The 13,487-nt window shown below is 66.2% G+C and carries 13 protein-coding genes; 6 read left to right on the top strand and 7 right to left on the bottom strand.

The window, feature by feature from the left end; genetic code table 11:
- Positions 1-5 precede the first annotated feature (5 nt).
- Positions 6-680, bottom strand: a complete 675-nt coding sequence (locus tag NDB2M1_RS12245; RefSeq protein WP_072382691.1) for a Tim44/TimA family putative adaptor protein — start codon at positions 678-680, stop codon at positions 6-8.
- 252 nt (positions 681-932) lie between these two features.
- Here NDB2M1_RS12245 and secB point away from each other — a divergent pair, with 252 nt between their 5' ends.
- The 4 genes from secB (at position 933) to NDB2M1_RS12225 (ending at position 5,023) form a co-directional block, all read left to right on the top strand.
- On the top strand, positions 933-1,460 hold the full coding sequence (gene secB, locus NDB2M1_RS12240; RefSeq protein ID WP_054123778.1) for a protein-export chaperone SecB: 528 nt from the start codon (positions 933-935) through the stop codon (positions 1,458-1,460).
- 42 nt (positions 1,461-1,502) lie between these two features.
- Positions 1,503-3,080 carry a murein biosynthesis integral membrane protein MurJ gene (gene murJ, locus NDB2M1_RS12235; protein ID WP_072382690.1) on the top strand — a complete coding sequence of 526 codons (1,578 nt, stop codon included), beginning with the start codon at positions 1,503-1,505 and terminating at the stop codon, positions 3,078-3,080.
- An 8-nt stretch (positions 3,081-3,088) separates the two neighbouring features.
- On the top strand, positions 3,089-4,108 hold the full coding sequence (trpS, locus tag NDB2M1_RS12230) for a tryptophan--tRNA ligase (RefSeq protein WP_072382689.1): 1,020 nt from the start codon (positions 3,089-3,091) through the stop codon (positions 4,106-4,108).
- A 210-nt stretch (positions 4,109-4,318) separates the two neighbouring features.
- Positions 4,319-5,023: a DUF4136 domain-containing protein gene (locus NDB2M1_RS12225; protein WP_143146747.1), complete on the top strand. Its 705-nt coding sequence runs from the start codon at positions 4,319-4,321 to the stop codon at positions 5,021-5,023.
- Positions 5,024-5,042: 19 nt separating this feature from the next.
- Here NDB2M1_RS12225 and dut read toward each other — a convergent pair whose 3' ends face one another.
- The 5 genes from dut to ubiE all read right to left on the bottom strand — a co-directional run bounded on the left by dut (position 5,043) and on the right by ubiE (position 10,281).
- The gene (gene dut / locus NDB2M1_RS12220) at positions 5,043-5,513 is read right to left on the bottom strand and encodes a dUTP diphosphatase (protein WP_072382688.1); all 471 of its coding nucleotides are present in this window, start codon (positions 5,511-5,513) and stop codon (positions 5,043-5,045) included.
- A complete protein-coding gene (coaBC, locus tag NDB2M1_RS12215; RefSeq protein ID WP_072382687.1) occupies positions 5,500-6,693 on the bottom strand; it encodes a bifunctional phosphopantothenoylcysteine decarboxylase/phosphopantothenate--cysteine ligase CoaBC in 1,194 nt (397 codons plus the stop codon). The genes dut and coaBC overlap by 14 nt, the downstream gene beginning before the upstream one ends.
- 152 nt (positions 6,694-6,845) lie before the next feature.
- On the bottom strand, positions 6,846-7,964 hold the full coding sequence (locus NDB2M1_RS12210; RefSeq protein ID WP_253185870.1) for an acyltransferase family protein: 1,119 nt from the start codon (positions 7,962-7,964) through the stop codon (positions 6,846-6,848).
- A gap of 1 nt (position 7,965) precedes the next feature.
- Positions 7,966-9,519, bottom strand: coding sequence for a 2-polyprenylphenol 6-hydroxylase (gene ubiB / locus NDB2M1_RS12205; RefSeq protein ID WP_072382685.1), 1,554 nt, complete (start codon positions 9,517-9,519; stop codon positions 7,966-7,968).
- A gap of 9 nt (positions 9,520-9,528) precedes the next feature.
- Entirely contained in the window at positions 9,529-10,281 is a 753-nt protein-coding gene (ubiE, locus tag NDB2M1_RS12200; RefSeq protein ID WP_054123786.1) for a bifunctional demethylmenaquinone methyltransferase/2-methoxy-6-polyprenyl-1,4-benzoquinol methylase UbiE, read from the bottom strand.
- 59 nt (positions 10,282-10,340) lie between these two features.
- Here ubiE and mutM point away from each other — a divergent pair, with 59 nt between their 5' ends.
- Positions 10,341-11,153, top strand: a complete 813-nt coding sequence (gene mutM, locus NDB2M1_RS12195; protein WP_072382684.1) for a bifunctional DNA-formamidopyrimidine glycosylase/DNA-(apurinic or apyrimidinic site) lyase — start codon at positions 10,341-10,343, stop codon at positions 11,151-11,153.
- An 89-nt stretch (positions 11,154-11,242) separates the two neighbouring features.
- Positions 11,243-12,214 carry an NAD(P)H-dependent flavin oxidoreductase gene (locus tag NDB2M1_RS12190; RefSeq protein WP_072382683.1) on the top strand — a complete coding sequence of 324 codons (972 nt, stop codon included), beginning with the start codon at positions 11,243-11,245 and terminating at the stop codon, positions 12,212-12,214.
- Positions 12,215-12,355: 141 nt separating this feature from the next.
- On the opposite strand, the gene NDB2M1_RS12185 is transcribed toward NDB2M1_RS12190, so the two are convergent.
- The gene (locus NDB2M1_RS12185) at positions 12,356-13,486 is read right to left on the bottom strand and encodes an acyl-CoA dehydrogenase family protein (protein ID WP_072382682.1); all 1,131 of its coding nucleotides are present in this window, start codon (positions 13,484-13,486) and stop codon (positions 12,356-12,358) included.
- Between the last annotated feature and the right edge of the window lies 1 nt (position 13,487).

Raw genomic sequence — 13,487 nt, 5'->3', positions numbered from 1 at the left:
AAAAATCAGCCTTCGTCGGTCTCGTCGACCACCCAGTCCGGATCGCGCGAAGTGAGATCGCGCGAGAAGGTCCAGACATCGTGGGTCTCGATGGCATCGTCGAGCGAGCCGGCGACGACCGAGCCGTTCGCATCGCGGGTGACCGATGCGACATCGGCAGTGAAGCGGACGGTGATCCGTGCACGCGGCGCGGAATAGTCCGCTCCGACAATGCGCGCTTCCTCGATGCGGATCAGCTTGGCGGTGATCGCCTCGCCCGCCGCATTGCGCGCGTCGATCGCTTCGGCGAAACCGGCGTAGACATCGCTGTCGCAGAGCTGCGAAAGCTCGCTCTTGTCGCCACGCCAGAAGGCTTCGAGCACCATGCCATAGGCGCCGCGCGCCCCGGCAAGAAACTGGCCGACATCGAAGCGGCGATCGGCATTCACGATGGCGCGAATGCCTGCCTCGGCGCGGGAGTCGAGCTGGTTGTCCTGCGGCAGCGGCAGCGTGCGCGGCGCGGCTGCGGTCTTTTCCGGCAGGCGCGGTGCAAGCGTGCGCGGCGCGCTGGACGGATCGGGCTGCTCGACGCGGCGGCGCATCGGCTCCTCGTTCTGCTCCGGACGGCGGCCCAGCACGGCATAGAGTCGCAGGCCCAGGAATGCTGCGATCATCGCGAGAATCACAATTTCAACAATCACAAGGCCACATCCTGCTTGATCAGGGCGGTAGCCGGGCCTGCGGGTCCCGGTCGCCGCCGAATGAGTATCGTGCCCTATGTGGTTACGAAATACAAATGAACAACGCGTGGACGGCACCCGGATTGCCCTCCTGAGGCCAATTTTCGCCTGCCTCTAGGTGCACTCTGTCGCAGCAAGCGCGATTGCCCCGTTCTCCGGCAGGTGCTAGGCGCCGCCGCAATCTCATCAACTCATTCGCACGAAAGCACGATCATGGCCGAAGAAGGCGACATCATCACCCCGCTAGATCTCGATGCGGCGCAGCCCATGCCCAACGGCGAGGACACCAGCCCCGCGATCGGCCTGATCTCGCAGTACATCAAGGATCTCTCGGTCGAGAACCCCAATGCGCCCGACAGCTATGGCTGGACCGACGCGCCGGAAGTCTCGATCGATTTCAACATCGGCGCCCGCCCGCTCGGGCCCGACGTGCACGAGATCGAAATGAAGATCACCGCCACCTCGAAGGCGCCGCAGGGCACCCAGTACGCGGTCGAACTGCTCTACGGCGCACTGATCGGCATGCGCAACATCACGGACGAGCAGGCCCATCCGTTCCTCTTCGCCGAGGGTCCGCGCCTCGTGTTCCCCTTCGCCCGCCGCATCATTGCCGATGCCGTGCGCGATGCGGGCTACCCGCCGCTGCTGCTCGAGCCGATCGATTTCAACGGCCTCTACCTCCAGCAGCTCCAGGCCCGCCAGGCCGAGGAACTGGCCGCCGGCACCGCCGGTCAGGCCTGATCCGGCCGGTTTCATGGCCGCTCCAGCCATGAAGCAGATGCCATGAACCTGCTGAAGGCAACCGGCACGATTGGCGGGCTCACGCTCGCCAGCCGTGTGCTGGGTCTCGTGCGCGACAGCCTGTTTGCCCGCTATGTCGGCGCAGGCTTCGCGTCCGACGCGTTCCTCGTCGCCTTCCGCCTGCCCAACATGTTCCGCGCCCTCTTCGCCGAGGGCGCGTTCGCCTCGGCCTTCATCCCGATGTTCAACCGCAAGGTAGGCGATCCGGAAGGGCAGGGCCTGCCCGATGGCCTCGACTTCGCCGAGCGGGCGCTGGCGGTGCTGCTGCCGACGCTGGTCGTGATGACCGCGCTGCTCGAGGTGTTCGCGTGGCCGGTCACGCTGGTCCTCTCCGGCCAGTTCAACGGCGTCAGCGCGGAGCAGTTCGCCTTCGCCGTCGCGCTTTCGCGCATGACGATCCCCTATCTGATGCTGATCAGCCTCGTCTCGCTCTGCGGGGGGATCCTCAATTCGCTGCAGAAGTTCTGGGTCAATGCCGCGGCGCCGATCCTGCTGAACCTGACGCTGATCGCGGCGCTGCTGCTTTTCCATTCGGACGACCCGATGATCACCGCGCGCAACCAGGCGATCGGCGTCTCGGTCTCCGGTGCGTTCCAGCTGGCGTGGCTGGTCTGGGCCTGCCGCCGCGCCGGGGTGAGCCTCAAGCTGCGCCTGCCGCGGCTCGATGCCGACGTGAAGCGCCTCATGGCGCTGATCTGGCCTGCCGCCGCCGGGGCTGGCGCGGTGCAGATCAACCTCGTCATCTCGACTGCGCTCGCCGCTTCGCTGCTCGCGCATGGTTCGGTGACGTACATCTACATGGCGGACCGGCTCAATCAGCTTCCACTTGGCCTGATCGGCATCGGGCTCGGCACCGTGCTGCTGCCCACCATCTCGCGTCAGCTCGGCGGCGGGGACGAAGCGGCTGCGATGGAAACGCAAAACCGCGGGCTTGAACTCGCGCTGCTGCTGACTTTGCCTGCCACAGTAGCGCTGGTGCTCTGCGGTGAGCCGATTGCTGCCGCGCTGTTCGGCTATGGCCGCTTCACGCCGCAAGACGCGCATTTCACCGCGCAGGCGCTGGCCGCCTTCTCGATCGGCCTGCCCAGCTACATCCTCGTCAAGGTGCTCACCCCCGGCTACTACGCGCGGCAGGATACGGTGACGCCGGTGCGCTACGCCACGATCTCGATGGCCGTGAACCTCGCGCTCAATCTCGTGCTGATCCTGCCGCTCCAGCATGTCGGCCCGCCGCTGGCGACGGCCATCGCGTCCACGGTCAACGTGCTGATGCTCTACCGCACGCTCGTGGCGCGCGGGCAGTTCACCACGGATGCGCGCCTGCGCCGCCGTGTGCCCCGCCTCGCGCTCGCCGCGCTGGCTATGGGCGGCGTGCTGTGGGCCGGGCAGGGCCTGCTGATGCCTTACGTCCACGGCACCTGGCTGGTTCGTTTCCTCGCACTGGCGGTGCTGGTCTCGGCGGGCGGGCTCGTCTATGGGCTCAGCGCGGTCATCCTCGGCGCATTCTCCAAGGCCGACCTGCAACTTCTCCTGCGCCGCAAACGCGCCCCTTCAGAGTGACCGTACCCATGCGCATCGTCTCGGGCATCCAGCCCACCGGCAATCTCCACCTCGGCAACTATCTGGGCGCGATCCGGAACTGGGTGGCGATGCAGGATGAATGGACCGCGAAGGGAGGCGAGTGCCTCTATTTCCTCGCCGATCTCCATGCGATCTCGATGCCGCACGATCCCGCTGCGCTGACCGCCGGCACGCGCGAGATGGTCGCCGCGCTGGTCGCTTGCGGGATCGATCCCAAGCGCTCGGTCGTGTTCAACCAGACGCAGGTCCCCGCCCACGCCGAACTGCAATGGCTGCTGACCGGCACCGCCCGCATGGGCTGGCTCAACCGCATGACGCAGTGGAAGGACAAGGCCGGCAAGAACCGCGAAGGTGCCTCGGTCGCGCTGTTTACCTATCCGGTGCTGCAGGCGGCAGACGTCCTGCTCTATCAGGCGACTCACGTGCCGGTGGGTGAGGACCAGAAGCAGCACCTCGAACTCGCACGCGACATCGCGCAGAAGTTCAACAACGACTTCGCTTCGGAAGAGGCACCTGTCTTCACTCTGCCCGAGCCGATCATCCCGCCTGAAGCGGCCCGGATCATGAGCCTGCGCGATGGAGCCTCGAAGATGTCGAAATCCGACCCTTCGGACATGAGCCGCATCAACCTTACCGACGATGCCGACGCGATCATGCAGAAGGTGCGCAAGGCCAAGACCGATCCGGAACCTCTGCCGGGCGACAACGACGGGCTTGAAGGGCGCCCCGAGGCCGCCAACCTCGTCGGCATCTATGCCGCAATGGCAGGGATCACGCAGGCCGATGTGCTGACACAATTCGCCGGGCAGGGTTTCGGCGCGTTCAAGCCGGCACTGGGCGAGCTCCTCGTCGAGAAGCTCGCGCCGATCACCGCGCGTTACCGCGACCTGCGCCGCGACACCGCCGCGCTCGATGCGATTCTCGCGGACGGCGCCGCGCGGGCCAAGGCGCTCGCGGCACCCACGCTTGAACGCGCCTATGCGGCGCTTGGCCTCCTGCGCGGTTAACCTGTATTGCTGTGTTTGCACCGTTTGGCGGCGGTGTAACAAATTGCATCAGGTTGATGCATTTGCGCCGGAATCGCCCGGAATTGCAGGGTTTTTGCCTTGTCGTTCAACCGGCATTCAGCACCTGACGCGCACCCTTCAGGCATGCTACCAATGCAGATGGTGCTGGCTGACAGGGGAGCCGGCTCACGCACCAAGGAGTCGCCGGATATGAGTCTGATGCCCACGCGTAATCGCTTCGCCATGCTCGCAGCGCCGCTGCTGCTGGCCCTTGGCGGCTGCGCCACGCCGTTCAATGCCAATGTCTCGCGCTTTCAGGCGGAATTGCCTGCGCCGGCCGGCCAGAGCTTCGCGATCGTCCCGCAGGACCCGCGCAATGCCGGCGGCCTCGAGTTCGCGCAATATGCCAGCCTTGTCGCCGGACAGCTGCAGAAGGTTGGTTACGTGCCCGCCACCAGCCCGCAGACCGCCGATCTCGTCGTCCAGTTCGACTACGGCGTCGACAAGGGCCGCGACAAGCTGCGCACCACTGGTATCGGCGATCCCTACTGGGGCGGCTGGTATGGTCCGGGCTGGGGCCCGGGCTTCGGCGGTTGGGGTGGCTGGGGCGGCGGCTGGGGTCGACGCGGCTTCGGCGGACCGTGGGGCTACGGGTTCTATGATCCGTTCTTCTACGGCGGCGGCTTCAACAACGTCGATGTCGTGACGGTCTACACCAGCGGGATCGACATGAAGATCGACCGCCGCGCCGATGGCAAGCGCCTGTTCGAAGGCAAGGCCGAAGCGGCGTCGACTTCGAACCGCCTGCCCTATCTCGTGCCCAATCTGGTCGAGGCGATGTTCACCGGCTTCCCCGGCCACAATGGCGAAACGGTGAAGATCTCGATCGCGCCGGAAAAGAAGAAGAAGGGCTGATCGCCCGCAGCGGTTCGGCTTAGCCGGGAAGCGCCGCAAGGCCCCCGGTCGAGCCGAACCCGCCCGCGCCGCGCGCGGTTTCATCCAGTTCCTCGACTTCAAGCCAGCTGGCCTGCGTGACCGGTGCGAGCACCAGCTGCGCGACGCGGTCTCCCCGGCGGATCGAGAAGGGCTCGGCGCCAAGGTTGATCATGATGACCTTGAGTTCGCCGCGATAGTCGCTGTCGATGGTGCCCGGCGTGTTGGGCACCGTCACGCCATGCTTGAGTGCAAGGCCCGACCGAGGACGCACCTGGATTTCAAAACCCGCCGGAATTGCCATTGCAAGACCCGTCGCGACCGCATGGCGCGCGCCGGGTGCGATCTCGACGTCTTCGGCCGACACGACATCCATGCCCGCCGCGCCTGCGGTGGCGTAAGCTGGCAGCGGCAAGTCATCATTGCCCGGCAAGCGCTTGACCAAAACGGGCACAGGGTCAGGCGAGTGCATTGGCAATCCTTTCAACCAGCGCGGCAGCAACCGCATCCTTGGGCATTTCGGGCAGGCTCTCCACCCCGTCGGCACGCACGATGTGCACCGCGTTGAGGTGCCCGCCCATCACATCGCCGGACACGTCGTTCGCCACGATCCAGTCCGCGCCCTTGCGCACCAGCTTGGCCTGCGCGTGCGGCACCACGTTCTCGGTCTCGGCCGCAAAGCCGACCAGCAGGTGCGGGCGATCTGGCGAGGCACCGAGCCGCGCCAGAATGTCCGGGTTCTCGGTCAGCAGCAGCGGCGGGACGGCGCCCGAGCCATCCTTCTTCAGCTTTTGATCGGCTTCGCTTGCCACCCGCCAATCCGCCACCGCCGCGACCATCACTGCCGCATCGGCAGGCAGAGCGCTGGCGACCGCAGCGGCCATCTCGCGCGCGCTTTCGACGTTCACGCGCGTCACCCCCGGCGGCGTCGGAAGCGTGACGGGTCCCGCCACCAGCGTCACCCGCGCACCCATCCGCGCGGCGGCGGCGGCAATAGCAAAGCCCTGCTTCCCGCTCGAACGGTTGGCGATGTAGCGCACCGGATCGATGGCCTCGTGAGTCGGCCCGGCAGTGACCAGCACGTGCTTGCCCGCCAGCGGTCCGGTCGGCTCTCCGCCCAGCTTCGCGACAATTGCGGCGAGGATCGCGGGCGGTTCGGGCAGGCGGCCGGGGCCGAATTCACCGCAGGCCATCGGGCCTTCGTCGGGCTCCATCACCTCGATGCCATCACCGCGCAGGGTGGCGACGTTGCGGCAAGTCGCCGGGTGTTGCCACATCCGCACGTTCATCGCGGGCACCGCGAGCACCGGCTTGTCGGTCGCCAGCAGCAGCGTGGTGGCAAGATCATCGGCGATGCCTGCCGCCATCCTGGCCATCAGATCCGCCGTTGCCGGACAGACCACCACGAGATCGGCATTCCGCGAAAGCTGGATGTGGCCCATCTTCGCTTCGGCATCGAGGTCCCACAGCGTGGTGTGGACTTCATTCTCGCTGAGGGCCGCAAGCGTCATCGGCGTCACGAATTGCGCGCCGCTCTTGGTCAGCACACAGGTCACAGAGCCGCCCTCGCGCCGGATCAGGCGCACGAGTTCGCTGGCCTTGTAGGCCGCGATGCCGCCGCCGATGATGAGGAGGATGCGCTTGCCGAGCATGGCCGCGCTTGTGCAATGGCGCGCCGCGCGGCGCAATCCGTTTTGAAAGCTTCCACCCAATCCCGCTCATGCTGAGCTTGTCGAAGCATTATCCGCGACCGTTGCTCCGGCACCCTTCGACAGGCTCAGGGTGAGCGGGGGCAGGGAAGTTGCTATGCCGTCAGCGCCTTGCGCTCCCGCCGCTTGCCCGCAAGCTTCAGCACCAATTTCTGTGCAGGCCGTTCGAACCAGCGGTGCGAGGCAAAGCCCGCCAGCACGCTGGCGCCCACGAAGAACAGCAGGAAGGCCGGTTGCCGCGCAATGCCGCGCGAACCCAGCGTGGCATCGATCAGCAGCACGAGCATCAGCTGCAGCGGGAAGTGCCACAAGTAGACGCCATAGGATGCATCACCGAGGTGCCGCGCCGCGGCCAGCTTGTCGCTGCGATCCGCTGTATCGATCGCCAGCACGGCAAGGAGCGCGGCAAAAGTGCCCGCCAGCGTCGCACTGTCCTCCCAATGAAGGCTCAGACCGAGCCAAAGTGCTGCGACGGCCAACATGGCTGCCAGCGGCGCCAGCACGCCCGCGCGCAGCCCGCCTTTCAGCGCTGCGCCATAGACCGCCGCGCCGCCGAAGAAGTAGCCGATGCAGGTGAACACCGGCTCATCCGGCGCCTTGAGGAAGAACAGCGCCAACGCGGTCACCGCCGCCGTCAGGGCCAGAACCATGGGGGACTTCCGGAGGCCCGGCAGCAGCAGCCAGAACACCGCGTAGGCCAGGATCTCGGTCGAGAGCGACCACGAAGGGCCATTGAACGACTGGTCCGCCTGCCAACCCCAGTAATGGGCGAGGCCGAGGCTCAGGACGAAGTGCTTGATGTCCTGATGGTGGTAGATGAACTCGGTGCCGTTGACGCCGCTGTAGGCCGCCTGCAGCACCGCCACGAGCACCAGCGTCAGCAGATGCAGCGGCCAAAGGCGCGCCACCCGCGCCAGCCAGAATCGCCCTCGCGCGCCGGCATCGGCAAGGTACACATGTGCGAAGACGAAGCCCGAGACCGCCCAGAAATACTGCACCGCGACGTGGCCGTAATCGTAGAGCCACCACAGCTCGTGATAGAGCGGCGAGACTTTCGCGCGGGCCACGTGGAACTGGAAATCCACCGGCGGCACGAAGAAGTGCTGGTAGTGCCAGAACAGCACCGCACAGGCGGCGAGCAGGCGCGAGAGGTCCAGCGCATTGAAGTGCCGTTTCTCGAGCCGCAGGCCGGGCAGGGGAGGCGTTTTGCTCACCTCAGCCCCACGGACCGAGCAGGAGGACTCCCGCGCTGGCCGCCGCACCAATCACTGCTGCGGCGACGTAGCCGAGCCACTTGAGCCCGCCGCCATCGCCGATGAGCACCACCTGCGGCAAGGGCGGATCTTCCGGCGCGCCGCCCTTGGGCGGGAAGCGTTCCTCCACGCGGCGGACCAGATCGGGCAGGCCGAGCAGGGTCTTCACGTTCTCGCGGATGCGGTCGGCAATCGCGGCTTCCGGGCCCAGTTCGTCGCGGATCCATTCGCGCACGAAAGGCGCCGCCACGTCCCACATGTTGATGGACGGGTCGAGCTGGGTGGCGATGCCCTCGACCATCACCATGGTCTTCTGCAGCAGCAACAGATGCGGCTGGGTCTGCATGTCGAAATCGCGGGTGATCGCGAAGAGCCCGTCGAGCATCTGGCCGACCGAAAGTTCGCTCACCGGCTTGCCGCGCATCGGCTCGCCCACCGCACGCAGCGCCGTCGCGAACTCGTCGACCGAATGGTAGCTCGGCACGTACTGCGCCTCGAAATGGATCTCGGCGACGCGGGTGTAGTTGCCCGTCGTCAGGCCGTAGAGGATTTCCGCCAGCCACTGCCGCGCGCGGCGGTCGATCCGGCCCATGATGCCGAAGTCGATCGCGGTGATCGTGCCGTCTGCTTCGATGAACAGGTTGCCCTGGTGCATGTCGGCATGGAAGAAACCGCCACTGATCGCCTGCCGCAGGAACGCGATCACCAGCCGGCTTGCCAGCACCTTGCGGTCATGCCCGGCAGCGTCGATCGCATCGTTGTCACTGATCTTGATGCCGTCGATCCAGTCGAGCGTCATCACCCGGCCATTGGTGCGATCCCAGTCGATACCGGGCACGCGGTAGCCGGGGAAGGCGTGCATCTGCTCGGCGAGTTCGGAGGCCGAAGCCGCCTCGCGCCGCAGATCAAGCTCGCTCATCGTCCAGCGCTTGAAATTGGCGATCACCATGCGCGGGCGAAGGCGGGAGGCTTCGCCGCCGAACGATTCGAGATGCGCGGCCGCCCATTCATACGTGGCGATATCGGCGGTGAACTTCTCGCGCACGCCGGGACGCAGCACTTTCACCGCCACCTTGCGGCCATCGGTCGTCACGGCGCGGTGGACCTGCGCCACCGAAGCTGCACCCACCGGCTCTTCCTCGAACTCGGCGAACAAGTCCTCCAGCGGCCGCTCGAAGCTGTCCTCGATCTCGCGGCGGATCAGCGCGAAATCCACCGGCGGCAGCTTGTCCTGCAGCTTGAGCAGGTTGGTCGCTGGTCCCGGACCGACCAGATCGGGCCGTGTCGCCAAAGTCTGCCCCAGCTTGATGGCAGCGGGCCCGATCGCGCGGAAGGCCCCCGCGTAATCGCGCTCGCGGTTCTTGCCGGTCAGCGAAACCCAGCGCGCGAGTTTTGCCAAGCGGCGCACCTGCGGCGGCGCGTTGCGGTCGTTCTCGATGCCGATCAGCGCGCCGTGCCGGGCAAGCGTGATGCCCCAGCCGAGCAGGCGGCGAATATGAGTCGTGTGGCGGAGCAAGGGCCGGTCCTAGATCTTCCAGCCCGAATGGATCGCGACTGCGCCGCCCAGAATCGGCTCGACCTTTGTGTGGCGGAAACCAGCGCTGCGGATCATGCCCTCGAATTCGCGCATCTTGGGGAAGCGGCGGATCGATTCGATCAGGTAGCGATACGAATCGGCATCGCCTGCGATCATCTGGCCCAACTGCGGCACGATCCGGTGCGAATAGAAGTCGTAGGCCTCGGCAAAGCCCGGCCATTCGGTGGTCGAGAACTCGAGCACGAAGAACCGCCCGCCGGGCTTCAGCACGCGGTGTGCTTCGGCCAGCGCCTTGTCGATCCGGGTCACATTCCGGATGCCGAACGCGATCGTGTAGGCGTTGAAGGTCTTGTCGCCGAAGGTCAGCTCCTCGGCGTTCTGGCGCGACCAGGTCAGGCCTTGAATGCCCTGCTTTTCGGCGCGTTCGATGCCGACATCGAGCATGTCCTGGTTGATGTCCGAGACCGTGATCTCCGCGCCATGGCGCGCCATGCGAAAGGCGATGTCGCCGGTGCCGCCCGCCATGTCGAGGATCGCCTCTCCGCTGCGCGGCTTGACCCGGCGCACGAAGCGGTCCTTCCACAGCCGGTGCATGCCCGCCGACATGGCGTCGTTCATCCGGTCATAGTTCTTGGCGACGGAGGAAAACACCGCGCCCACGCGCTCGGTCTTCTCTTCCGGGGTCACCTCCTCATAGCCGAAGGAGACGGTTTCGGGCTCGGCAGCGGTTGCGTCGGTCATGACACGCGCCTTTACGTGGGAATTGCCGCAACCGCAAAGCCTGTTAGGGGCACAGAGCCATGCCTGAATTGCCAGAGGTAGAAACCACCGTCCGCGGCCTCGCCCATGTCCTCGATGGGCAGGTGATCGCCCGTATCGAGACCCGCCGCGCAGACCTGCGCCGCCCATTTCCGCCGGAGCTGGTGCAGGCGCTGACCGGCGCGCGGGTGACGGGGCTTGGCCGCCGCGCCAAATACGGACTGATCCATGTCGATCGCGGGCAGACGATGGTGTTCCACCTCGGCATGAGCGGGCGCTGGCGAATCGATCCCGAGGAAATCGGCAAGCACGATCATCTGGTGATCGAGACCGGGGCAGGGCGCACCTTGGCGCTGAACGACGCACGCCGGTTCGGCTCGGTCGATCTCGTCGATACCGCCGCGCTGGAAGAGTGGCCGCAGTTTGCCGCCATGGGGCCCGAACCACTCGGTCCGGGCCTGACGGCCGCGCATCTCGCCAAGGCCTTTAAGGACCGCTTTGCCGCCGTGAAGCTGCTCCTGCTCGACCAGCAGATCGTCGCCGGGCTCGGCAATATCTATGTCTGCGAGGCGCTCCACCGCGCCAAGATCCACCCGGAGCGCGAGGCGGGCAAAGTCAGCCGCGCCGCGCTGAACCGCCTCGTGCCGGAAATCCGCGCCGTGCTCGAGGAAGCGATTCGCGCAGGCGGCTCCACCTTGCGTGATTATGTCCGGCCCGACGGCGAACTGGGCTATTTTGCCAAGGATTGGCGCGTCTATGGCCGCGAGGGCGATCCCTGCGCCTGCGGCAAGCCGGTGCAGCGGCTGGTGCAGGGCGGGCGCTCAACGTTCTTCTGTGCTTCCTGCCAGAAATAGCAGCGCAGCCCCTCTTGCGCGGCGGGCCAAACTTGCCTTTCCTGCGACCCGCAACGCGGACAACAACGACCGAGAGGATCAAGGCACCCATGAAGACCCGCATCACCGAACTCTTCGGCATCGAGCATCCGATCATCCAGGGCGGCATGCACTATGTCGGCTTTGCCGAGATGGCTTCCGCCGTGTCCAACGCGGGCGGGCTGGGCATCATCACCGGCCTCACGCAGAAGACGCCCGCCGATCTCGCCAATGAAATCGCGCGCTGCAAGGACATGACCGACAAGCCCTTCGGTGTGAACCTCACCTTCCTGCCCACGGTCAATTCGCCCGACTACCCGGGCTACATCCGCGCAATCATCGAAGGCGGGGTCAAGATCGTCGAGACCGCGGGCAACAACCCCGCGCCTTTCCTCCCCTATTTCAAGGACGCCGGGATCAAGGTGATCCACAAGTGCACCTCGGTGCGCCACAGCGTGAAGGCCCAGAACGTCGGCTGCGATGCGATCTCGGTCGACGGCTTCGAATGCGGCGGCCATCCGGGCGAAGACGATATCCCGAACTTCATCCTGCTCCCCCGCGCGGCCGAGGAACTCACGATTCCCTTCGTCGCCTCGGGCGGCATGGCCGATGGCCGCAGCCTCGTCGCCGCGCTGGCCATGGGCGCGGAAGGCATCAACATGGGCACACGCTTCATCGCCACCCAGGAAGCGCCGGTGCATGAAAAGGTGAAGCAGGCGCTCGTCGCCGCGTCCGAACTCGATACCCGGCTCGTCATGCGCCCGCTGCGCAATACCGAACGCGTGCTCACCAACGCCGCCGTCGAACGCCTGCTCGAAAAAGAACGCCGCCTCGGCGCGGACATCAAGTTCGAGGACATCATCGAGGAAGTCGCGGGGGTCTACCCGCGCATCATGATGGAAGGCGATATGGAAGCCGGCGCGTGGAGCTGCGGCATGGTCGCCGGCCTCATCCACGATATCCCGACCTGCAAGGAGCTGATCGACCGCATCATGGCACAGGCCAACGGCATCATCCGCGAGCGGCTGGCGGGGATGGCGTAGGCGCCACCCCGCAACCAAGCGCAACCTGCTCCTCCCCCGTTCGGGGGAGGCTGGGTGGGGGTGCGCGGCGCCTGCCGGAAAGCTTGGGCACCCCTCCCCAACCCCTCCCCGAGCGGGGAGGGGCTTTAAGGGGCAGTTGCGTTACGCCGCCAGCGTCAGATCCTCGAACCGGCCAAGGTGGAAGTCGGCCGAGCCGAACTGGTTCTCGATCATCGTGCCGCGCTTGAAGTAGTGGCCGATAGCCAGTTCCACGGTGATGCCGATGCCGCCGTGGGTCTGGATCGCGTTCTGCCCGACGAAGTTGATCGAACGCGCGACCTTCGCCTTGGCGAGGCTTACCGCCGCCTTGCGCTCGTCCGAAGGCAGATCGAGCTTCAAGGTGCCCATCAGCGCCATCGAGGCGATCTGCTCCACCTCGATAAAGATGTCGGCCATGCGGTGCTGCAGCACCTGGAACTTGCCGATCGGCTGGCCGAACTGCTTGCGCTGCTTGATGTAGTCGAGCGTGCCCTCGTGCAGCTTGCGGCTCACCCCGCAGGCTTCGCCGCAGATCGCCATGGTGGCTTCGTCCGCCAGCAGTTCGATCAGGTCGATGCCGCCCGGGATATGTGCATCGCCCGGGATCGCGACGTTCTCGAAGTAGACTTCGCTCGCCTGGAAGCCGTCGACGCAAGGGTAGTCGCGCCGCACGATGCCGGGCAGGCTGGCATCGATCAGGAACAGCTCGACGCCCTCCCGCTCGCGCTGGCTCCCGCCGGTGCGCGCGGTCACGAGCAAGTGCGTCGCCCAGGGCGCGGCATAGACCACCGCCTTGTGGCCCGAAAGCACGAAGCCCGCGCCGTCCGCCTTCGCGGTCGTGCGGATATTCGCCAGGTCATAGCGGCCCTGCGGCTCGGCATAGGCCCAGGCGATCACGGCATTGCCCGCGATGATCTCCGGGATCACCGCATCGGCCATGGCGGCAGGGGCGCGCTTCATCGCACCGCCGCCGATCACCACGGTCTGGAGATAGGGCTCGACCGCGATGACCTTGCCCAGCTCTTCCATCATGATCATGTTCTCGAGCGCGCCGCCGCCAAGGCCGCCATGCTCTTCGGCAAAGGGCGCGCCCAGAATGCTAAGCTCGGTGGCGAGCGCCTGCCAGATGCCCGGATCGCGGCCTTCGGGGCGCAGCAGCATCTTCTTGCGCGTCTCGAAATCGTAGGTGTCGGCAAGGAAGCGCGCGAGCGTGTCACGCAGCATGCCCTGCGTTTCGGTGTAGCTGAAATCCATT

This window comes from Novosphingobium sp. NDB2Meth1 (assembly GCF_900117425.1).
Lineage (GTDB): Bacteria > Pseudomonadota > Alphaproteobacteria > Sphingomonadales > Sphingomonadaceae > Novosphingobium.
The sequence above is the reverse complement of the archived record's forward strand: the minus strand, read 5'-3'. Positions and strand labels throughout refer to the sequence as shown.